The following is a 22,889-nucleotide window of genomic DNA, read 5'->3' as shown; positions in this document are numbered from 1 at the left end:
TCGGCCGTGCTGGCCCCGCGCGAGGCTGCGCCGGGCACGAACTGCACGCTGGCTGTCGATGCCAGCGTATTGCCGCCCACACTGGCGCTGACCACAGCGGTCCCGACAGCCGTCGGGGCCGTGAGCGTCGCCGTGTACGTGCCATTCCCGTTGTCCGTCACCAGGCCAACGGTCCCTTTCGTCGTCGTGATCCCTACCGACGACCCGCCGGACGTCAGCGCGTTGCCCTGCGCATCCTTCAGCTTGACGGTCACCTCCGTCGTGCTGACGCCGTCTGCGGTCAGCGTCGCGCTGGCCGTCTCGACCGTGCTCGCCGCCGCCGAGGCTGCGCCGGGCACGAACTGCACGCTGGCTGTCGTGGCCAGCGCGCTGCCTCCCACACTGGCGCTGACCACAGCGGTCCCGACAGTCGTCGGGGCCGTGAGCGTCGCCGTGTAGGTGCCATCCCCGTTGTCCGTCACCAGGCCAACGGTCCCTTTCGTCGTCGTGATCCCCACCGACGACCCGCCGGACGTCAGAGCGTTGCCCTGCGCATCCTTCAGCCTGACGGTCACCGCCGTCGTGCTGACGCCGTCTGCGGTCAGCGTCGCGCTGGCCGTCTCGACCGTGCTCGCCGCCGCCGTCGCTGCGCCGGGCACCAACTGTACGCTGGCTGTCGATGCCAGCGTACTACCGCCTACACTGGCGCTAACCGTCGCCGTCCCGACTGTCGTCGGGGCTGTGAGCGTCGCCGTGTAGGTGCCATTCCCGCTGTCCGTCACCGGACCAACGGTGCCTTTCGTCGTCGTGATCGCCACCGACGATCCCCCCGACGTCAATGCGTTGCCCTGTGCGTCCTTCAGCTTGACGGTTACCGCCGTCGTGCTTGTCCCATTCGCGGTCAACGTCGCGCTGGCCGTCTCCACCGTGCTTGTCGCCGCCGACGCTGCGCCGGGCACGAACTGCACGCTGGCTGTCGATGGCAGCGTGTTGCCTCCCACACTGGCGCCAATCGTCGCCGTCCCGACAGCCGTCGGGGCCGTAAGCGTCGCCGTGTAGGTGCCATTCCCGTTGTCCGTCACCAGACCAACGGTGCCTTTCGTCGTCGTGATCCCTACCGACGACCCGCCGGACGTCAGCGCGTTGCCCTGCGCATCCTTCAGCTTGACGGTTACCGGCGTCGTGCTTGTCCCATTCGCGGTCAACGTTGCGCTGGCCGCCTCTACCGTGCTCGTCAACGCCGACGCTGCGCCGGGCACGAACTGCACGCTGGCCGTCGTTGCCAGCGCACTGCCTCCCACACTGGCGCTAATCGTCGCCGTCCCGACAGTCGTTGGGGCCGTAAGCATCGCCGTATAGGTGCCATCCCCGTTGTCCGTCACCAAACCAACGGTACCTTTCGTCGTTGTGATCTCCACCGAAGAACCCCCGGACGTTATTGCCGTGCCTTGGGCATCCTTCAGCTTGACGGTCACCGCCGTCGTGCTCGTCCCATCAGCCGTAAGACTGGATTGAGCGCTGCCAATTTCACTTTCAAGCGGCGAAATGGAGTAATCTGGAACCATATAGGTTCTGAAGCCAAAATCTCGGCCAATCGCACTAGAATATCCTCTTGAGTACAATTCAGCAGTCGAGAGATACCATCCTATGCCTGAGGAGCCCCCGTTTTGCGTAGAGACAATCATCCGATACATCGTGTTTCTATTTAAATAGAGAGCCGCGGCCGAGAAATCGACCGTTACCCATCCTGGTACACCTCCGACCTGCGCTTCTCCCAGCTTCGTCCCAAGATCGCTTTCCTTATACAAACTTACATAGATTAAGCCTGGCGATCCGAAGGTATCGTAAATACGAAGAGCAATACTGTCAAGATTTCCTGCGATAGCCGGAGTAAATGTCTGATACCGCGGAGTTTCAGCATTTACCCAAACGTTCCCATACCCATCCGCCTGTTCCTGGTCCAATACGGGCGAAGCTGCGGCCTGAGCAAGGCCGGCAGGGAACAACCCCAGCAGCATTGTACTAAGGAGCAGCAGCGTCACCCACTGTCTGTTTCGTTTCCCCATTCTCATTCTTATCCCCCGTCTCAAGCTTTAACACTTTAAAATGTTAACCCCATGAAATACGTAATACCGGCAGCAACCAATCCAGCTATACCAAAAATGCCAAAAAACCATTTGGTGAACGTCAGACCTACTCCCGTTCCATCCCACCAGATTTTGGCGTAGATGACCGCACCGAGTAAAAGAATACTGATAAAAGCAATGAACGCACTGTACATTAAGCCCCCTCCAATTCTATATATATCTTTAATACAGCTAATAAGTTATCTATTAGAATAAAATAACCGTCTCCAATTCTCTATACCTCTAAAGGAGTATCTTCCTCTTTGCTCTGTTATAAGACCCGTTCTTCCATTACAATAAGGGTTAACTACTATTAGAGGTGTTGTACTCATGAGAGTGAACGGCCAACCAGACCATTCCGAACTCGAATTTAATGACGCTCCTGCGCAACGGCAGCCTGTTACAGAGATGACACTCCGGGAATGGATGAATAAATACGGTGCGATCCGTCAGGAGCTGTTTCTCCCGGTTGCCCGGTCGCTGACGTCCTCTCTTTGGGAGCTGCATCAGAGACAGACGCTTCATCTCGATCTGCGGCCGGAGCGGATCCTCGTTCATCCCGATGAACAACAAGCTGGCCTGATGGATTCAGGCTATGCAGTGCATCGTTCCGAGAATGGCTATACAAGATCCCCCGGTCTCGGCATGTCCGAAGCGGAACTGCCTTACTGTTCGCCCGAAAATACGGGCAGAATGCAGCGAACGGTAGATGAGCGGAGTGACCTGTATTCCTTGGGCATCATTTTTTACGAAATGCTCTCAGGCCGCCTGCCTTATCTTGCGGATAATCCGCTCGAATGGGTATATAGGCATCTGGCGCAAAGCCCCCCTCCCCTCCCGGATGCTCAAAGCGACGGTCTGGAAGCCATCATTCGGAAGCTGCTGGAGAAAAATCCGGATAACCGGTACCCGCATGCCGGATTCTTACTGGCCGATTTGGATAAAATCGGGCATGCACGCGATCCGTTCTCGTTCGAGCCGGAATTTCATGGCAGAGAGCAGGAAATATCGGTGCTCACCCAGACATTTTATTCCGTTTGCTTCGGATCAAACGAAATGGTGTATGTTTCCGGCGAGGCCGGGATCGGAAAAACAAGCCTGCTCGATGAAATGTTCCGCAAGCAGCAGCACACGCGGGATTTCTTTTATATCACAGGAAAGTTCGAGCAGATTTCAAAGGAGAGCCCGTATCATCCGATCATTCAGGCGTTTCGCGGACTTATGCGGCATTTACTGGGGCAGCGCAAGGACCGGACCGAGCGGTGGAAGCATCAGCTGCGTGAAGCGTTGGGTGCCAACGCCAACATTATTACAGCGATCATTCCCGAGGCGGAGCGAATCGTGGGTACCGTTCCGCCTGCTGAGGAGCTGCCGGCCAACGAAGCGAAGAAACGGTTTCTTTATGTGTTTCGCAAATTTGTCCAAGCCTTGGCCTCCAAGGAACATCCCCTGGTGCTGTTTATCGATGACCTCCAGTGGGCGGATACTTCGTCCCTTGAGCTTCTTCGTGCGCTGCTGTGTGATCCGGAGTGTCAATATTTGATGATCGTCTGCGCTTATCGCCCGAACGAGACGGACCGAAGCCGCCTGCCGGGGTACGAGCCCGATGGGAGTATCGCGGATCAGGCGATGGTTCGCCATATTCATCTGTCCCCCCTCACCCCGGAGCAAATGAACCGCATCGTTATGGGGACGCTGCACAGTCCGGCCGACGCAACGCTATCATTGACGGAGCTCCTGTATCATGCATCAGGCGGCAATCCGTTTCATTTTAAACAAATTTTGCTCCGGCTGCAGGACGATAAAAGCTTGGAGTACAACCTGGAGAAACGATGCTGGCAGTGGAATTTGGGACAAATTATCGGGCAAGAGCCCAGCTATGCCATTCATGATCTGATGGAGCACCGGCTGGACCGCCTCCCCTCCGACGCTCAAGAGCTTCTTCAAATCGCGGCTTGTATGGGCAGCACCTTTAACCCGCACTGGATCGCCGGTGTTGTACATCGGGAGAAGGAGGCGCTTCACGCAGCCTGGACCGCCATAGAAGCTGAAGGGTGGATTCTGCCTGTTGAAGGAGAGGCCTTCCGGTTCGCCCACGACAGCATTCAAAAGCTGATCTACAGCCGAATTGACGATCCGGTGAAGCAAGCCATCCATAAGCGAATCGGTCGATGCATGGGGAAGGAAGCTGAGGGGCAAAGCGAGCTGTTATTTGATATGGTTAACCATCTGAACCGGGGCTCGCAAACGATAACGGATGAGGAGGAGCAACTGCACCTTGCGAAGCTGAATTTGGATGCAGGGCAGCGTGCCAAGTCATCCTCCGCATATGACGTCGCTTTAGGGTATTTCAAAAAAGGTGTGGAGCTGCTGACAGCACTAGATTGGGACCGGGAATTCGAGCTTTGCTTCGAAATGCACGCACAAAAAGCGGAATGTGAATATTTATGCGGCCATTCGAACGAGTCCGAAGGGGAAATCGCCTATTTGCTCGGTCTTGCACGCAATCCGGTACAACTCAGCCGGGTGCAGATGATCCGAATTATGCAGTTCATCAATCAGGGCAAATATTTGGAAGGCACGGCTCTGGGCCTCGAAAGCCTGAAGGAGCTTCAAATTAATATTTCACCTGATCCGGGACGATTTACACTCATCCTGGAGGGGCTGCGGATCGAGCTGCTGCTGCGCAAGCAGTATGATCAGCTCGCCCGCTTGGAGGAAATGTCGGATGTGGAGCGGATTGCCGCGATGAATCTTATTTTTGCGATAACCCCCTCCACCTTTTTCACGAATAAAGACGTCTATTTTCTGCTGATGTGCAGGGCCATTCAATTGTCGCTTGCCCATGGGAACACCCCAGCATCCGCCGCTGTTTATTCGGCATACGGGATGCTCCTGGCCATCGCGCTGGGCAAGCCCGATAAAGGGTACGCCATAGGCAAGGTAGGGATGGAGCTATCCGAACGCTACGCTATCGCTTCCATGAAAAGCAGAACCTATACCATCTTTGGCGGGGTGCTTTGCCAATTTGCCGGAGATGCACGAGAGGGTGATGCCTATTTGTCTCAAGCCCTTCGCTATGGGATGGACTCCGGGGATTATATATTTGCCAGCTATGCTATGGGGGCGCACATAAACTCCTTGTATACTCGGGCGTCGTTAAGTGAATTGTCGAGGACGATATCGGACTATATGGTCATACTGGATACGACAAAGGATGAATTCGTAAAGCAGAATTTCCGCCTGTATCAGCAGGTGACCCTCGCGCTGCAGGGCAGGACGGCGGCGCCGGACTCGTTCGAGAGTAACGGGTTTGACGAAAATGAATTTCTGAACCGAATCCGTCAGGAGGAAACCTCGGCAACGACGCTGTTTCAATACGACACCTACAAAACGCAGCTTTGTTATTTGTTAGGCAGCTACGAGGAAGCCTTAGGCTGGGCCAGGCAGGCGATGTCCTATGAGGCGTATGCTACGCATTTGCCCCATTTGCCGGAATGCCTGTTTTATGAATCACTCTCGCTAGCAGCTGTTTCTGCACCGGCAGGCTGCAAGGACCCCAAAAAGAGGCAAATACATCGGAATATCCGGCGCTTCAACCAACAATGGACCCGGTGGAGTCCCTTGAATTATAAGTCCAGACAGTATCTGCTGGAAGCGGAGCTGGCGCGTGTCTCCGGCAAGCCTGCATCGGCCGAAGAAGGATATGACAAAGCTCTCCGTGAAGCCAGAGAACAAGGCGATGTGCAGGTAACAAGTCTCGCAGGGGAGCTGGCAGCCTTGCACTACTGGAGAAGCGGCAAGAAAAAAACAGCTTTATTTTATTTGCAGCTGGCGCTCGAGGGCTACAAGCAGTGGGAGGTCCGGATCAAGATAACCGAATTGGAGCGGAGAATGCAGGATTGGCAGCAGCACGAGGGTGCCGATCTGCCGGTGAAGGAACCGATGCCGAAACCGGCGGCCCCGGGTGCCGGAGAACATGAAGCCGCACTAACCGCTGCCTCCGACCGAAACGGCTCCTCCTCCATCGATAGCGTCGATCTGGCGGTCATTCTCAGAACAGCTCAAGCCATCACGAATCCCACGAACGTGGATGCTATCCTTGCAGATATCCTGAGTACCATCATGAAATATGCCGCTGCCACGAAGGGCGCCCTGCTGACAGGCCGTCAGGATATGCTGTATATTCAAGTCTACGCCGATGCCGAAGCACAAGCGCAAACCTCCCCAATGGAACTGATAGACAGTGCTCTGCTGCCTGAGGGCATCATCCGTTATGTGTTTCATACACAGGAGGAGGTTGTTTATAGCGGGGACGAGGAAAGCTGGCTGATCCATAACCCGTACTTTGCGAAGCACCGGCCCCAATCGGCCTTATGCATTCCTATAGCCGTTCACGGCACGATGCTGGGCGTCCTTTACCTGGAAAACAAGCTGGCCAGCGGCGTGTTCACTACCGACCGCCTCACTGTTCTTCAGGCCATGGCCTCGCATGGGGTACTGATGTGTGTGCTGCAAGGCTTTCCCGAGCAGTCCTTATCCGGCTCCGGCCTGGAGGAAGACCCGCGTCCGGCACCCGGCGTCATGGAAGAGCCGCTCACGGATCGCGAGCTGGAGGTGCTTGCCCTGCTGGCCGCCGGCTTATCGAATAAGGAAATCGCCGATCATCTGGTCATTGCCGTCAGCACGGTGAAGGTGCATGTCAAAAATATTTTTGCCAAATTGAAGGTCAATCGGCGTACCAAGGCTATAGCGCAAGCCAAGGAGCTAAGGCTGCTCGAAGAGAACGGGTGATAAGGCGCAGCGCCTGGGTTAACCCCCTTTTGGTGATGCCCTCCACCTTCCTTTTCAGGTCGCTGCAGCGCCTCTTCTCCTGTTCCAGCTATAGAAAACAAGCACCGTCCATTTGCTTGAAACAAGCTCCAATGCACGGCGATAATTGTGTCATAATTAAAACGGCGGCCGCCTCAGACTGAATAATAAAGTCTAGGCTGCCGCCGTTCTGCTGGAATCCCCCGCTCCTTGCCTAACGATGCATAAGCATATAAGTGAAGCTACTTTTGCAATGGCGTTTGCTGATAAAATACCCCTTGCCATACACCGTCGATTTGGGCATACACGGTCGTTACAAACATCGAGGAGACTTTTGCCCCTCCCTCGTTTGAGGTCTCAAACGTCGCCTTATAGGTCACAAGCCCGCTCTGCGAACTCAGAGCCATCACGCGGGTATCCTCGATTTTCGAGCTGCGAAAACGGGTGCTGCCGGATGCCATCTGCGCGACAATACCCTCCTTGTCGAGAATACCGAAGGGGCCTACGGCAATGGCGCCTTCAGCCAAGTAGTGACGGTAGAACTCGGAATCCCCCTGTCGGGTGGCCTCCAATGCTTTTTCCTTCAAAGCTAACAATGCGGCTTCAATAGATGGGTTCATCACTTGACCTCCTATAACTTCCTTCGTACGAATAAGAACACCGGATTCCTTTACACGCTTAAGGGTTCGTCGTCGGTGCCGCCTCTTTGGCATCGGTAATCATAATTTCCCCATCGTCATAAAAAACCTTCATCTTCATGGACTCACTGACGAAGCGTACGGGGACGAACGTGATATCCCCCCGAATGGTGGCCGGCGCATCCAGCATCACCGTTTTCCCGTTGATGCGGGCTTCCTTCTGATCGATCACAAGCTCGATTTGGATATCGTTCTTGGTCAGCGTGACCCGTCTGTCCTGACCGTTCCAGTCCACCTTCGCCCCGAGCGCCTCACCGATGAAACGAATCGGAACCATCGTCCGGCCCTCCAGCGTGAATGGCGCTTCTTCCAGCGTGTCTTCCTTCTCGTCCACAACGGCCTCCGTTGAGCCCAGCTTCAAGCCAATACTCCGAAAGCCCAACGGAGCGTTGTTGATATAGTTCCCGTTCGGGTCGCCGAATTTTACCGGTTTTGAAATGACCGTACCGTAGGTAGTTTCGATTTCAACCGTGTAATATTCACCCTCTTTGATCGAACCGTTATTGTTCGCATAAAGATCGAAGACCGTGCTTCCCCTGAAGGAACCGACCGGCTCCTTCACATCCTTTTTAAATTCGGGGGTAATGACTGTTTCCCCCTGCATGATGCCGAGCAGCCATCCGGTCCCTGCCCGGTTCGTCCGCCAGATCCCCGGACCTGGATTCCCGTCCTTATCAGTTCCGTGCAGGATGACGGCGAGCACCTCCGTTTTTTGCGCAAAGCTCAGCTTAAGCCTGAAATGTCCGTCCGTTCTGCCGTCCTCACCAAATGCGGCGACTCCCGTCCGGTCCGACGTAAGGTCCTTCCAGCTGAACTCCCGGATGGCTACCGGTGCATACGAGGTCGCATTTTCGGCAAAAGGGGTGATCGGCGTCTTGACCGTGCCTGAGCCGGTTTCAATGACCAGATAGTAATAATCCCCCGGCTTCATGCCATTGTTGTCCGAGGCGTACAGCTCCAGCTGGATCATCCCCTTGAAGGTGCCGAGGGACTTCTGAAACGAGGCATTCACATATTTGCCGTCCTGCACCACCGCCAGCAAATTGCCGATATCTCCGGCCTCCGATCTCCACGTTTTCCAGATGCCATGGCTGGTGTCCTTTCCTTCCGCATCGGCGGTTTTCATCGTGATAGATTTGATTTCCACTCCTTCCCCGGCATCCAGCAGCAGGCTCAGGTGACCGTCCCGTGTGCCGTCGGGCTTTGAAGCGGAATCCAACGAAATGCGGTCGAATTCCTTATCCAGAAATTGAAATCCCTTCACCTGCACGCCCGAAGAGACGACCGAGTCTGCAGCGAAGGCCGCGCCCCCTACCGGTATCCCTGCCAGCATGGAGGCAGCGGTTATAGTCCACATCATTTTTTTGAGTACCATTCGAACATCCACTCCTATAGCTCTATTGTATTTGTCAAGGTAGACGAAGGTTGGGAAGCTTATCTTTTCTTATCTATGCACAAAAAGCGGTGAAGCCCCAGCCCTGCTCTCCACGAATTCAAGAGCCTGCAGCAGCATCTCTTCCGTGAAGCCGAAGGTGATCCGCATCATGTGCATCCATTGCCGCTTCTCGGTATATTCATGCACCTCCGTTCGATCGTCCGTTCGGATCAGCAGCTTTTGATTAATGACGGAATAGGCGACCTCTTGCTTATACAAGGTGGCGATGATTTTTCTCATGAACGGGTTGTCATCCTCGTCCCTCAAGGAATGCGTAATGGCCTCCTCGAAGCTTTCGAGGCTTACCGGGCACCACTCGATATATTTGGTAACCAGGCTTTGTCCGTTCGCCCGCCGATCGATCATATAGCGGTTCGTCTTCAGCTTCATGATCTCTACTTCTTCTCCGCAACGCGAGAACCGCGGCTGCTCCTCCAAGGACAGCGGCTCGAACAGCGGTGCTCCATAGCCTACGTCTACATAATAGGAGCGCCCCTCCACCGTAACCCGGTTGGCCAGATGAACGTTGCCTCCCGTCGCCCGCACAAGCTCCGTTTGAAACCCGAGGGAGTCGAGCAGCTGCCCGAAATGGACATTCAGAATGTAACAGTTGCCGCCAAGCCCGTGACGCTCGAAGTGATCCAAAAAGGTATCGATCGCCGGGAGCCACGGCTGCCCCGTTGATGCTTGGCTGGCGTAATAATAAATTTTGCTTATATTCTCAAATGGGAAGCGATGCAGATGATGCTTCGTCAGCACCCGTAAATAATCTAACGAGGGAGCCCTGCGCTCCATTTGCAGAAGCGACAAATAACGTGTTTGCGACTTTTCGTTCATCATGCCCGGTTCCTCCTTCTCAGTGAGGCTTCACGATCATCAGAATAAAAATAAGGAGGCCCAGTACCCCGGCCCAAGCATGCAAATTTCTGACCCGGGCATACATAGGCTCAAGAGAGGCCGCGTGCTCCTGCTTTTCCTTCGTTTCCTGCGAGGATAAAGCAGACTGCAGCTTCTTGGCTTCCGGATTCAGGAATCCGATAATCAGCACCTCAATGATGGCGTACACGATCAATGTGCCCATAATCCAAATCTGTCCGAACGAGCCATATGAGCCGATAAAAAAGAGCGCCAGCCCGGATAAAACCGCCAGCGTCCCGAAAATCTTGGGGAACATTTCCAGGTGGGCCACCTGGCTCAGGTTCCGTTCCATCTCCTGAATGGAGGAGGCTTTGCGCAGCAGGAAAGGGAACGCATACGCCGGCCCCAGTCCCAGAATCGCGGCCAAAACATGAATGACAACTAACCATTGCATAACAACACCACTTTCTTAACATATTTGTCTTTCCCATCATAGCCGTGATGCAGCGATCGTTGTATCGGCAGAATTACGTATTTCACGCACGCCCAAACAACTTTTCCGGCTCTTCCCGCCGGACATAGACGGGGCACGGCAGCCAGCAAGGCCGCCCAGGTACAAAAGAAAGAGGTGACGATTGGCATTCACGCCAACAGTCACCCCTTATATCAAGCTCTTGTTTACCGGTATCCCGGCTAATGGTCGGAATCAGGATGATCGGTCAGGAGCCCCTTTTCCATGACATAACGCGTCAGCACAGCTCTAGAGGACACCTGCAGCTTTTGGAAGATGCGCTCCACATGGGTCGTTACGGTCCGTGGACTCACAAACAAGATTTTAGCGATTTGCGCATTCGTATGGCCTTGGGCGACATGAATCGCGACCTGCCGTTCTCTGGCGCTTAGCTCCGTGTGAAACGGCTCCGACGCTTTAGTCCACTCCAGCCGGACACGCTCAATCGTTTGCCTGAACAAGGGACCGTAATCTTGCTCAGCGACGGATGCACTTGCCGCAAGCGTTTCCCCCAGCTTGGAGGAGAGCATCAGCAGGAAGCCGTCCTCTAGGCGGTCGAAAGCCTCTGCTTGCCCCCCCGATGCTTCGCAGCAGATCATCCCGATCAATGTGTCAAAGGACAAGATCGGCACGGCCAAGTAACTACTCGGACCCGCCGGCAGTGTATTCGGCACCTCCGGCTGATCCTGCCCCAACGGCTTGGAGCGAATCGAATGAATATATCTCACCTGGGATTGGATATTCCCAAGCCGAATGACCTGGCGCTTGCCGACAACCAATAACGCCAACCGTTTCATCGAATCGAAGGCATCCGCTTGGACGCCCGCTCCGGTAACGCCTCTGGAGGCCAGCAGCTTCACATCCGCCGTCCCCTCCACAGGTACCCAATAGGACAGCCGGCTGCAGCCCAAGGAATCGGCGAGTGCATTCAGCAGCTCCCCGTATGTTTCCGGTGAAGGCGTCAGATGAAGCGATTCCTCAACGCCTTTGCGGAGGGACAAGACTTTGAAAATCATAACGGATCTTAGCTCCGCGGGCACAGCTGCCTCCGCCATCCAGGATATCATTTGAATATCCTGCAGCAAGCTTTCAAAAAGCGCCCCGTCCGTCTCCGCCCGGATATATCGAACTCCGATTTCCCAATGGAACAGATCGCTCGGATTGGCAATTTTCATGAAGGCTAGCGGCTGCTCCATCAGATTGCTGTACGTTTTATTCAAAAATTGGTTGGCAATGGCCACATGTTCTCCATCCACATACCAAATTCTCGTCAGGTTGGCGATATTCGGGACTCCATCCTTGGAGCTTGTAATGATGCACGACGGCGGCCCCCATTCAAAGACAGGAAGCAATTGGGAAGGAATCAATCGGAAAGCCTCCTCTCTGCCATAAGGGAACCTGCACCTGGTCCGGGGGTCTGTACATAAACGGCTCTTAATCTGAACCCGACAGCAAGGCAATCGGCATGGGACACATTCAGCAGCGGCACCAGGTTAGGGGTATGGATGGAAGTCATCCTGCGTTGATGCTCCAACGCTTCCCTATCTTCCTTTGTCATCGTCCGGTATTCCGTCAATTCTCCCTTCAGCTGGTAAGATTCATTGTCGATGCCGGAGGTCAGAAGTGCTGCCAGCTCCCCCCGTGCCCCCATCGCTCCATTCATTCGAAGCCACTGGCTCCGTAAAATATATATCCAGCATACGTCCCGTTCCGATTCCATCCGAAAGCCGTAGCCCCTGCAGCTAAAAGGAATCTGGCCCGGCCTCGCGGCAGCCAAATGGATAAAAATCGGTACGGATCGCTGTAAAAAATGCAATAGCTCATCCGGATAAGGTTGCATGAACATTCCTCCAAAAATACTTCAATTGCAATAAAATGGAAAACCATCCAGTTCCCGTTGGATCGGCTGTTTCTTCAAAGATAACATGACCTTCAACCGATGTGAACTACACGGAGGTGGTAGGCGGTGGTATACTAAAGTGGAATAGTAGGTAGGATTCCTTATTAGAAGGTGAAGCCGTTGCTTGGGAAAATCAGTGCTTTCGATGTTCGGGAATGTCAGTTTGTCGTCGGTCGCCAGCAGGAAATCGCTTTGTTTTCCCGCTTTTTGGATAACCGGATGAGCGGCGGCGGCATCTGGAATCTTTATGGCACGGGAGGCGTTGGCAAAAGCACCCTCCTGCAGGTCTACCGCCTGCTGGCCCATCAGCAGGGCGCTTGTTATCTGCTGTTGGATAGCAGGGATTTCAGCCATACCGGACATGATTTATTGAAAGCTCTCTATATGCAGATGAAAGGCGTGCCTCCGGAAAGCGATCCCCAGAGTCTGCTGGAGATCGTGCTGGACGAGATTCAAGAGCTCGCCCGGGACCGGAAGGTCATACTCGCCTTGGATACTTTTGAAGAAATGAGCGGTTTGGAAGCCTGGCTTAGGGATCGGTTTTTCAAATGGCTCCCCGAGCAAATGCTTGTCCTGATTGCAGGACGTCAGCCTTTGAAAGGCCCCTGGCTCCACTCGCCTGTATGGAGAGAACGGATTGTCCGCATGCCGGTCGAACACTTGAATCGGGAGGCAGCATTCGATTATTTGCGCCGCTGCGGGGTAACCGAAGAGGAACGAATGGTACGAATGTGGCACCATTCCATGGGCCATCCGCTGGCTCTATCCTTGACCGTCGCCACGCAGTGGGCCCCGGACCAGACCCTTCGTGAGGACGGGATGAACTGGTTTGACGATATCGCCGCCTTATGGCTTAAGGAGGTGCCGCACAAGGATTTGCGCAGGATCGTGGAGGCTGCCTCCGTACTGAGGCAATTCAATCAGGAAATGCTCTCGTATCTCCTGGAGGAGGACATTAACGCTTCTCTGTTCGAGAGCTTGACTGCGTTATCGTTCGTTCAGCCATCCGAGCGAGGCTGGAAAATGCACGATGTGATGCGGGAAGCAACCTGCGGCCTTTTGAGGGAGCGGATGCCCAAGCTTTACCGCAGCTTGATGGAACGGTGCGCCTTTTACTACGCGGAGGCCATTCTCCACAAGTCACGGAAGGCCGATGTCTCCTGGGAGGTCGTGGAGCTTTTTTATTATGTCGAGGACTATTCCCTGCGGGCGATGAAACATATGGCTGCTCGCGAGAAATATTATTGGGAGCCGCTGACCGACTCCACTATAATGGACGCCGAAGCCTATGTGAGGGACCGGCTGCGTACCAGAAAGAGCACCTCCTTGAAGAAAATCGACCCGGAATCCGGTTTGGAGATTCAGATCGATTTAAGTGCGCAGGAATCGACGTATATGATCCAAGATATCGATCTCGCCGCTTTTTATAAAATGGATTCCCGGAGCGTGCAGCTTCTCCGCTCGGAGGAAGGGCAGGCTGTAGCGATAGCCGTGCTCGTCCCTCTTCACTCAGGCACTATCCCCCGGTTATCGCATGATCCTGTCTTCGGCCCTTTCCTTGCGAATTTGGCCCCCTCGGACCGTAAAGCGCTGGAGACACCGCCTGATCGCCCGGCGGGGTGGTTTATTCGCTCCCTGGACTATGGCGACCCGACGGACCCGACTTACATTGCGGAGGGGATGAAGCTGACCAACGCCTACATGTGCTCAAGAGGCATCTTGGTCATCTCCCCCCAACCGGTTGAAGCGGTGAAGCAGGTATTTCTGAGCCTAGGCTTTGAACAGGTTCCGGGGGCAAGCCACTGTCACTACGACGGGACAACCCCGACGCCGTATTTCATCATCGATACGCGTGAAGACGGCTTGAGGGACTTCCTTGTCCGCCTGCTGAGCCAATCCGGCATGAACTGGTCGCCTTCGGAGGAAGCATCTTCCCCTAAGTCGGGGCAAGAATCCCGTTGGACTTCGTGGAATTTGACCGCCCGTGAGCAGCAAGTGGCCGAGCTGGTGGTTGAAGGACATTCAAACCCGGAGATCGCCCACCGGCTGCAGGTCAGTGAAATGACCGTGAAGAAGCACATGTCCGGCATTCTTGGAAAAGCCGGTGTCAAAAACCGGGTACAGCTGATCCGAAGAATCATCGGGCAGGCATAAAACAACACGCCTGCCCTTCCTCTTTTTATACCATGTGAATATGCACCAACAACACGCAGCGACATCGACATAGTACTTTATTCCTATTCCACATCCAACCGCCCCGCCTCTCCGCTAATCAAAAAAAACCATAAATTCAAGCATTTTCAAGGAAAATACTTGCAGTTCCGTACAGCGAATCCAGTTGCTTATTTTTTCAGAAAATTAGTAAAAAGGAACTACCTCGAAACCGATAATAAGTATAGCTTAACGTCTGAGTAGAGGAGATTGGGTATGGGTAACACACGAAATCGTTTTCTAGAAACCTTATTTATTCTTGGATCGGTTCGCCAAACGGCAGGCCGCATTGTTCTATCTACACTTTTCATTATTACCCTTTGTGTAGCAGTCATCTCGTATATGTTCTATGTTCCTTCTTCCCAGGAGGTACAGAAACTGAGCGAAGCCGGCCTGAAGCAGACAGCCGTCTTGCTCGCCAACGAAGTGGACGCCAACTTGAAGGAAAAGCAAGCCATGCTGAAGGTCATCGCAGAACAAGGCTCCGAGCTGGGAACGGATAAACCGAAGCATCTCGAGCTTTTGACAAAATTTCAAAAAGCGCATCCCGAGTATGATAACATCGTGTACTCCCCGGATTTGGTTGGGGCCACTGCATTCAGCAGCAATGGAAGCCCGGTCAATGTAGCTGATCGCGACTACATCAAGAAAGTACGGGAAGGGAGCGTTACCATCTCCGACCCGTTAATCTCGAAATTAAACAACATGATGGTGGTTGTTATTGCTATCCCCCTCATGAAGGAGGGCAAGCCCTACGGATTTTACGCCGCTTCTTACTCCATTGAACAGATGGCGCAGAAGGTCGACTCCGTTCATTTCGGTGACACCGGTGCCGCTTTTATGAGCATGCGTGACGGAACCTTCCTCTCTTATCCGGATACGTCGTATGTTTTGAAAAAGAAGCTTTCCGACTTAGGGAGTCCGGAATTGAATCAGGCTCTAGCCGATGTTGCCAATGGCACCAATCATATGTTTACCTATGTAGAAAATGGGAACAAAAAAATAGGCTACATGGGGGTAACGGAAGCAAGCTGGGTGATTACGGTATTTTCTTCGGAAGAGGAAATCATGAGGCCGATCAATTCACTTTTGCACCTGATTTTGAAGGTGGGCGGAGGCATGGTGATCATCGCTCTGATGATCAATATTTTGATCGCTCTTCGTATCGTATATCCGATCCGGAAGCTCACTAACGGCATAGATCTGCTGGCGAAGGGCGACCTGACCCACCGGATTCCGGCCAAAGGAAACAACGATATCAGCCAGGCGCTGCTGGCCTTTAATGTAGCAGGAGAGCAAATGCAGCGGCTTATGCTGGAGGCTAAGGACCTGTCCGAGCAGGTAGCCGAATCCGCAGATCAGCTGGCCTCCGGTGCAGAGCAGGGCGCACAGGCGGCACAATCGATATCGGAAGCGATTCAGGTTATGGCTGAGAGCTCCGAGCGTCAGATGTACAACATTCAAGAGGGCAGTCTGGCGTCCGAGAGTATCGCAGCCCAGATTGACGATGTCGCAGGACATACCGCTACGGTAGCAAGCCTGGCCGCCGAAGCCTCCGGGCTATCCGACCAAGGCGCCGCATCCATGGAGCAGCTGGCTGGAAAAATGTCCGAGATGGGGAAAGGTATCGGCGAGCTGTCCTCCACCATTGGCACACTCAGCAAGCTGTCGGAGCAAATCGGCAACATTGTGGATGTCATTGGCGGCATTGCTAGACAGACAAATATTTTGTCCCTGAATGCATCCATTGAAGCCTCACGTTCAGGCGAGGCAGGCCGTGGCTTTGCTGTGGTCGCGGAGGAAATCCGCAAGCTGGCAGGACAGTCGATGGAATCGGCCGAAAAAATCGCCGGCTTCATTGAGAGCATCCAGTTCGAGACCGAGCGGACCCTACGAGCATCCGAGGTGACCGTAATTCAGGCCTCCGAAGGGCAGCAGGCAGGGGAAACCGCAGGCGAGCTCTTTGCCCGGATTCGCTCCTCGATCCAGCAGGTTGCTCAAAGCATTCATGGCGTATCCGATGCGGCCGATGAGATCGTGTCCGGCACGAGCACCCTGGTCAGCTCGATTCGGCTCATTTCCGAATCAGCCAACGAAGCGGCAGCAGAATCGCAAAATGTTTCTGCGGCGGCCGAGGAGCAGATGGCTTCCATGGAAGAGGTTGCATCATCCTCTGCGGAGCTGGCTAATATGGCCAAGAAGCTGCGTACCCAAATCGAACAGTTTAAGCTATAGCATACATTACATTTGCATGCCTCCTGTCCATAGGGTTCACTCCCTTGATCAGGAGGTCCGCCCGAAAGGGGAATAATGGGAAAGGCCCTCGCATTTCAGTTCCTCTGGAACCGAAGCGAAGGCCTTTTTTTTCTTATCGAAGCATTGAATCCAATTAACTGTTCAAGGTGTTAATCATAAACTTTTCATCCTCAGAGAAGCTCCTATATAAATTAAATCCTTCAATTACCAGCTAAAGCTTTCTTGCTTTAAAAACGAAGGACAGGGGAAACATTTTCGCATTGAAAGCGGAATGATATTTCTGTTCAGCTGTACTCACACTCTCAAGGGTTTCTTTATCCGTCTCTTCTATCATTTCCTCAATAAAAAAACCAGCTTTAGATAAAGCGTTAATGTACGTTGAAATTTTCCTTTTGCTGAATGTAGCATCAAAGCCATATTTTTCAAATGTAACAAGATGTTCATCGTAATAAGAGCTTTTCACTACAAGCTTATTCTCTTCAATCTCCATACATCTCATCACAGGGTGGTCAGCTAAATATAAAAATGCCATCTTTTTTTAAATAGGATGCGATGAGATTAAAAGTTTTCTGTAAATCGACCGTCCAGCCGATAGCATAGATGGAATAAACAATATCAAAATAACCTGACGGTAAACCTGGATCTTCCTCCATGGGGCTATTGAATAAATTCGCTTCATAGCCGCAATCTTGTAAATACCGGGCTGTAGCTTCAATTTGCTGTGTCGACATATCCAGTCCCCAAAGCTCGGATGCCTTGCGGTCAGCAAGATATTTAAGAGAGTGCCCGCTTCCACAACCAATATCAAGCACTTTTTTACCGGACACATCACCAAACAAATGTAAATCTTCTTCGGTTGGGATCTTGCATCCGAGTTGCGGGAGTGCAGTGATACCAAACCATTTGTCAGCAGTCTGATCCCAGAACTCTTTATTTTGTTCTAAAACCCCTTGATGATCAAGAGTGTTTTTTCTTGAATTTAATAATATGTTGCTCTTTACGACTGAATCTACCATCATACTCCTCCCCTATAGTTCATCTTTAGTTCGTAATATACTACTAATACGTCATATGTAATTGTACCAGGTTCCATTTTATGGTCAATATGTAATTATCCTGAACATTACACAACCACGGGCGCAATAGATTTTATGCTTCCGCTCCGATTCTATATTAGATAGGCTCATTACGTCGTTGATTTGTGCCCTTCTAACCTTTAATTGCGTCATTTTCGCCACAACCCATCAACAAATACCTAATAAAGGGGAAAACCGCAATGTTCCCTCCATTATCCTGCAAATAGCACAAAGAAGCTGCCGTTCATCGTGGCAGCTTCATCATGATGTTTTTCACTATCGTTTCTCGTTCTGAGCAATCGATGCTTATCCACTAATCAGCGCTCCACTCACGTCCCTTAGATGATAAAGTTACCGCCATCCACAGTGAGATAGGCTCCAGTTACAAATGAGGCTTGATTGGAGGCTAGGTAGGTAACGGCAGAAGCCATATCTTCAGGTCGGCCATTTCTCCGTAAAGGAGTCGTTTGAGCTATCTGGTTTTTTATCTCCTGTGGCGCTCCAGCGTTTAAATCGGTAAGAATCATTCCTCCACCCACCGTGTTGACCCTAATACCGGCGGGACCCAACTCCAGTGCCATATGCTGCATCATCGACTCCACACCGGCTTTGGCTACGGCAACGGCCATGGCTATTCCTCCCTCGTTAGGTCGGCGGGCATGGGTAGCACTGATGAAAATGATACTTCCTCGTTGTTGCCTCACCATATCCGGAAGAACCGCCTGAGTCGGATAGTATGCAGCTTGTAATTGCCCTTGAACGAATGACTCCAGAATCCCCCAATGGCTTGTTGAGAAAGGAGCAAGGATCGATTGAAGCTGTTCGTGGGCAGGAATCTCGGATGAGGAGCTGCTTGACGCCGGAGCATTGAGAACCAGTGTATCAATAGGCCCGAGAGTCTCGCGGACAAGCGAGACCATTTGTTCAACTTCCTCCTGCTTCGTGACGTCCGCTTGAACGGCAAAAGCCTCCCCCCCGGCCCTCTCAATTATTTCCACTACTTCTTGAGCAGCTGTTTTATTACGGTAGTAGTTGACGGCCACACGGGCACCGTGCTGTCCAAATTGAATCGCTGTTGCTGCACCAATGCCACGACTTCCTCCTGTCACTAAGGCAATACGATCTTTCATCGATGGTACCTCCATTTTCATACACATCCGTCCTGTTCTTTTTTAGTTAGCCGGCAAAGTATTACTTCCCATAAAGCGAATCTCTCCCTTTAGGAAAGGTTCGCCAGACCTTGTTGAAGCAAACGACGAAACAACGCCTGCTCAAGTTCAGACATATTGAGACAGATGCGAGCATCGAGATTTTTCCATACTTGCATGGCTGGCTCAAAGAGTTCGCGGCCTGCTGCGGTAAGATAGACACGTGAAATGCGTGTGTCCTGCTCGTCAGCATGGCGCCTTACTAAGCCGATACGTTCCATTCGCTGCACCGATTTGGTGATAGTCGGAAGCTCAAGCTTGAGGCGAGCCGCGAGTTGGGATTGAGACAGGCCATCTTCTTCCCAGAGCAAAAAAAGCACAAACTCTTGCGCTGCATGCAGACCTAATTGCTTGAGCGCTTCATCAGACTGCCTGCGGTGCTCTTTGATCAATTGAATGAGAGCGTAAGATACATCATCTTTAAACGAGTTCATAAGTAGTGTTCCTCATCCTTTTACTTTGCCGGCTATCTATAAATAGTATAGCCTGTGTAAAAGCCGGATGTCAAGTTGGGAAAGCCAATTGAAACGTATTTGAGAGTAAAAAAGCGGAGTTTCTCGGTAATTTTAAAAGCCAATGTATCTGTTATGTTTATTATTTTATCCTCGCCATTAATCTGAGCTTATTCCACAATTATAGACCACTTTTGCTGATAGTAGTCTGTCAGCAAGCGTCCCGATTTCCAATCTACCCCAACCCACTCACCTCTTGTCCCGACTGGTTTTTCTCGCTCTTCCCCTTCAATTGGCCGAGAATTTGGGCAATTGAAAGTCGTATCAAAGGGCAGGAAAAGGATCGAGCTAAAGGGGCAGGAATAGCCTGGGTAAAAGCCTCTGAGAAATGATTTGGGATGAAACCTTCATTCTCCTGCCTTTAAATGAAATCGATCATGAAATTATGCGGCAAGCTGGCAAGAATCTTGGTCGGGATGGCACGCAGTGGTCAGGGGTATATTCCAAATAATACGCTGCTACTTCAAAATCCTGCATTACAAGTAAACGATTTCTTAGTACCGGGAGTGGCTAATTCGCAGGATTTTAAAGAAAGCACGGAGTACCGGATGTATTCAACAAAAGGGCTCTGACCCGACCGTTAGCAAGACCGGCCTCCACCCCTTCGATAGGTGTAACGAAGAAATGAGAGGGCTCGACCCGTTGAGACATGGGAGTGAAAACCTCCGGGGGCGGCGTGGAGAATGCGTGCTAAGGGAGTTGAACGATCTTGGCCTTCTATGAAAGTACCTCCGAAAGGTCTGGCTACTTCAAAAGACATACCAACGGTTAAATTGCTCCAGAGAACCAGTGCCAACTCCTGACCCATTGGACGGATATCAATCACCGCCAGCAGAATTCATCTCAGACAACGCTTCTTGATTAATTCGAACCCTAATGCTCCAGATTCCTCCGCAGGGGAAGAAGCCCTTGCAATGTTGTATTAGAGCAAAGCGCTCATCGTAATTTCTATAACCTCTTCAAGTTCTTTACGGCTTGCACCGTTGACGGCTTGAATCGACATGCCTGACGAAATGGTGGCAATATATCGAGCCAGTGCAGTAGGATCTTGGTGTGCAGACAAATCCCCCTTTTTCTTGGCACTCTCCAACCGGAGCTTTAGCGCATGTTCAATCTGAATACGCCACTCAGTCAAGGTATGCTTAACGGCAGATGATTCATCACTGCATGTGATAGCTCCCATGACGGTTAGACAGCCGGGAGGATATCCGGGACGGGTCGCAGCTTCCGCAGACGCCTGAAGAAACTTTTGGATGACTTCATTTGCCGTTCGTTCGTCCAATGCAGCTACTAGAGCATGGGGTGGTCCCTTCTCTAAGTACAGTTCAAGCACCTTATTGAACAACTGCTCTTTGTTGACAAAAGTCGAGTAAAAGCTGGAGCGATTTATATTCATGGCCTCGGTGAGATCAGTTAACGAAGCCCCTTCGTATCCCTTTTGCCAAAAGACCTCCATAGCAGACTCAAGAGCCTTTTCAACCGAAAAAGCGCGAGGACGTCCAGGTCCCATAAGCACTCCCCCTTTTTTTAAAGATAATACTTTATATTGTACTACACGTGCTGTAAATCGTCTCGTTCCCATTAAGACCTTATTGCAAAAGAGGAGCCGTGGGCTCCTCTTTTCCATATGAATCATTAAAATACAGGGGGTAATCAGATGTTTGTCCCACCATCAACATTGAGGCTTGCTCCGGTAATATAACTGGACTCAGGCGAGGCGATATAAGCAACCAAACTTGCGACCTCAGATGCTGTACCGTAGCGTTTCAAAGGAATCATGCTCTGCATCAATGAGGCATGTTCAGCGGTTTCCGGATTCATATCGGTATCAATCATACCCGGCTGTATGTTGTTGATTGTCACACCTTGTGGTGCCAGGTCGTGTGCAAGAGCTCTCGTCAATCCGGCTACTGCCGCCTTCGTCGCAACATACAGACTGTTAGCAGGAAACGGATTACTGACAGCAGCAATACTTCCGATATTGATTATGCGGCCGCCCTCTTTCATTCGTGGAGCTGCTGCTTGAATGCCTGCAAATACAGCCTTGAAATTTACCGCCACTATCTGATCGAATTCTTCCATTGTGAACTCAGTATAATTCTTCATATTTGAGAAGCCGGCATTATTAACAAGAATATCAATCCCACCAAATACTTGTATCGTCTCATCAACCGCAGCCTTCAATGCCTCGATATCTGCGCTATCCGCACGAATCGCCTTAGCTCTGCCTCCTTCTCGCTCAATTTCCTGCACTAACTCATCTGCCTTGTTTTGCGAACGGACATAAGTGAATACGACGGAAACACCTTCACTTGCTAGCCTCTTTACAATTGCTGCACCGATACTGCGGGCTCCTCCGGTAACCAATGCAATTTTTCCTGTTAAGGGTTTTGTTGATGTCTGCATGTAAAAAGCTCCTCTCATTTTTAATTTATGAAACGATCGGTTCAAAATATGACATGACGCGGTCATTAAAATCCATTTTGACACGCCTATTTTTGAACCGATCGTTTCATAATTGTTGAATTCAATATATCTTATGGTCTTACGGGATGTCAATACTTAATTCCGTAGGTGCCTGATACGATTAGGCCCCACACTTGCTGATACTCGGTAAATCCATTGATGCTACAGAATATTTTTTTCTGAACTTTTCTCATATTCAAATCTCATTGCTACGCTATCCTGCCGTTAGCTTAACGGCTGTGACCAATCTACAACTTTATTGTCACGGTCTATCCTGAAAATATCGCTCTGTAGAACACCTAAAAATGACAGCAAGAAAGTGACCCTCCGGCAAACAAAAAATGGCCAGGGGTATCTACAATGTATTGTTTGAATAAACAATCAGGAAGCTGACGTATTCACAGTAATGGGTACACCTAATGACTCCAGTTTCTTAATGAAATGCTTGATAATCACATCCCGTTTTCGTTCCTCGTAGTAGGTTGGACCGAGCTCGATGTAGGGTTGTTTCCGCTTAATCATATAGTAAGCCATAGACAATATACTGTGTGCTACTGCAACCGTCGCCCGATTGGCTCGCCGGCGTGCGGCAATTCGGTGATACTGGCTGGATAAGTTCTTGTGATTTTTTTGTGAGAAGGATTTGATAGAATTTTTAAATATAAAGAGAGAAAAATTAAAAAGGGAAATGGAAGAAACTTGTCAAAACGATGCTGCAGTTCTAAGTTATGGAGGAGATATTATGAATCAGGAATGGAATAAGTGGCTGTTATCCACGGTTATTTTGAGTATGGCAATGAGTTCTACGACAGTCGGTGCCAAGGGTCTGTCAAATCTTTTG

At 51.6% G+C, this 22,889-nt stretch carries 17 protein-coding genes and 1 pseudogene; 3 read left to right on the top strand and 15 right to left on the bottom strand.

The window, feature by feature from the left end; genetic code table 11:
* Both CF651_RS29870 and CF651_RS29865 read right to left on the bottom strand, forming a co-directional pair.
* Nucleotides 1-2,045 (bottom strand): Ig-like domain-containing protein (locus CF651_RS29870; protein WP_218827891.1); only part of this gene is annotated, 2,045 nt, incomplete at its 3' end.
* A 35-nt stretch (nucleotides 2,046-2,080) separates the two neighbouring features.
* Nucleotides 2,081-2,260, bottom strand: coding sequence for a hypothetical protein (locus tag CF651_RS29865; protein ID WP_094018520.1), 180 nt, complete (start codon nucleotides 2,258-2,260; stop codon nucleotides 2,081-2,083).
* A 175-nt stretch (nucleotides 2,261-2,435) separates the two neighbouring features.
* Here CF651_RS29865 and CF651_RS29860 point away from each other — a divergent pair, with 175 nt between their 5' ends.
* A complete protein-coding gene (locus CF651_RS29860) occupies nucleotides 2,436-6,899 on the top strand; it encodes an AAA family ATPase (RefSeq protein ID WP_094018519.1) in 4,464 nt (1,487 codons plus the stop codon).
* A 260-nt stretch (nucleotides 6,900-7,159) separates the two neighbouring features.
* Here the strand turns inward: CF651_RS29860 and CF651_RS29855 are convergent, their stop codons facing one another.
* From CF651_RS29855 to CF651_RS29830, 6 genes are all read right to left on the bottom strand, one after another.
* On the bottom strand, nucleotides 7,160-7,537 hold the full coding sequence (locus tag CF651_RS29855) for a nuclear transport factor 2 family protein (RefSeq protein ID WP_179233065.1): 378 nt from the start codon (nucleotides 7,535-7,537) through the stop codon (nucleotides 7,160-7,162).
* A gap of 58 nt (nucleotides 7,538-7,595) precedes the next feature.
* Complete coding sequence (locus CF651_RS29850) at nucleotides 7,596-8,990, bottom strand: copper amine oxidase N-terminal domain-containing protein (RefSeq protein ID WP_245856211.1); 1,395 nt, start codon at nucleotides 8,988-8,990, stop codon at nucleotides 7,596-7,598.
* Nucleotides 8,991-9,059: 69 nt separating this feature from the next.
* Nucleotides 9,060-9,890, bottom strand: a complete 831-nt coding sequence (locus CF651_RS29845; protein WP_094018516.1) for an arylamine N-acetyltransferase — start codon at nucleotides 9,888-9,890, stop codon at nucleotides 9,060-9,062.
* A gap of 16 nt (nucleotides 9,891-9,906) precedes the next feature.
* Nucleotides 9,907-10,362 (bottom strand): DUF2269 family protein, encoded by a 456-nt coding sequence (locus tag CF651_RS29840; RefSeq protein WP_094018515.1) that lies wholly within the window; start codon nucleotides 10,360-10,362, stop codon nucleotides 9,907-9,909.
* A gap of 239 nt (nucleotides 10,363-10,601) precedes the next feature.
* A complete protein-coding gene (locus tag CF651_RS29835) occupies nucleotides 10,602-11,786 on the bottom strand; it encodes a helix-turn-helix domain-containing protein (protein ID WP_094018514.1) in 1,185 nt (394 codons plus the stop codon).
* A complete protein-coding gene (locus tag CF651_RS29830) occupies nucleotides 11,783-12,259 on the bottom strand; it encodes a hypothetical protein (protein WP_094018513.1) in 477 nt (158 codons plus the stop codon). The genes CF651_RS29835 and CF651_RS29830 overlap by 4 nt, the downstream gene beginning before the upstream one ends.
* Before the next feature lie 171 nt (nucleotides 12,260-12,430).
* On the opposite strand from CF651_RS29830, the gene CF651_RS29825 reads away from it, so the two are divergent.
* Nucleotides 12,431-14,473, top strand: coding sequence for a LuxR C-terminal-related transcriptional regulator (locus CF651_RS29825; protein WP_179233064.1), 2,043 nt, complete (start codon nucleotides 12,431-12,433; stop codon nucleotides 14,471-14,473).
* A gap of 273 nt (nucleotides 14,474-14,746) precedes the next feature.
* Nucleotides 14,747-16,765 (top strand): methyl-accepting chemotaxis protein, encoded by a 2,019-nt coding sequence (locus tag CF651_RS29820; protein ID WP_094018511.1) that lies wholly within the window; start codon nucleotides 14,747-14,749, stop codon nucleotides 16,763-16,765.
* A gap of 232 nt (nucleotides 16,766-16,997) precedes the next feature.
* Here CF651_RS29820 and CF651_RS33330 read toward each other — a convergent pair whose 3' ends face one another.
* The 7 genes and pseudogenes from CF651_RS33330 to CF651_RS33480 form a co-directional block, all read right to left on the bottom strand.
* On the bottom strand, nucleotides 16,998-17,276 hold the full coding sequence (locus tag CF651_RS33330) for a hypothetical protein (protein ID WP_342746636.1): 279 nt from the start codon (nucleotides 17,274-17,276) through the stop codon (nucleotides 16,998-17,000).
* Nucleotides 17,277-17,295: 19 nt separating this feature from the next.
* Complete coding sequence (locus CF651_RS33325; protein WP_342746635.1) at nucleotides 17,296-17,805, bottom strand: class I SAM-dependent methyltransferase; 510 nt, start codon at nucleotides 17,803-17,805, stop codon at nucleotides 17,296-17,298.
* A gap of 395 nt (nucleotides 17,806-18,200) precedes the next feature.
* On the bottom strand, nucleotides 18,201-18,992 hold the full coding sequence (locus CF651_RS29810) for an SDR family NAD(P)-dependent oxidoreductase (protein WP_218827890.1): 792 nt from the start codon (nucleotides 18,990-18,992) through the stop codon (nucleotides 18,201-18,203).
* Nucleotides 18,993-19,081: 89 nt separating this feature from the next.
* Nucleotides 19,082-19,504, bottom strand: coding sequence for a MarR family winged helix-turn-helix transcriptional regulator (locus tag CF651_RS29805; protein WP_094018509.1), 423 nt, complete (start codon nucleotides 19,502-19,504; stop codon nucleotides 19,082-19,084).
* A gap of 1,000 nt (nucleotides 19,505-20,504) precedes the next feature.
* Complete coding sequence (locus CF651_RS29795) at nucleotides 20,505-21,092, bottom strand: TetR/AcrR family transcriptional regulator (RefSeq protein ID WP_094018507.1); 588 nt, start codon at nucleotides 21,090-21,092, stop codon at nucleotides 20,505-20,507.
* Between the two features lie 143 nt (nucleotides 21,093-21,235).
* Nucleotides 21,236-21,988: an SDR family NAD(P)-dependent oxidoreductase gene (locus CF651_RS29790; RefSeq protein WP_094018506.1), complete on the bottom strand. Its 753-nt coding sequence runs from the start codon at nucleotides 21,986-21,988 to the stop codon at nucleotides 21,236-21,238.
* Between the two features lie 441 nt (nucleotides 21,989-22,429).
* Nucleotides 22,430-22,663, bottom strand: a pseudogene (locus tag CF651_RS33480) (IS110 family transposase); the annotation flags it as partial.
* Nucleotides 22,664-22,889: the final 226 nt, after the last annotated feature.

Origin of the sequence: Paenibacillus rigui (assembly GCF_002234615.1) — a bacterium.
Lineage (GTDB): Bacteria > Bacillota > Bacilli > Paenibacillales > NBRC-103111 > Paenibacillus_S > Paenibacillus_S rigui.
This window is presented reverse-complemented; position numbering and strand designations above follow the sequence as displayed.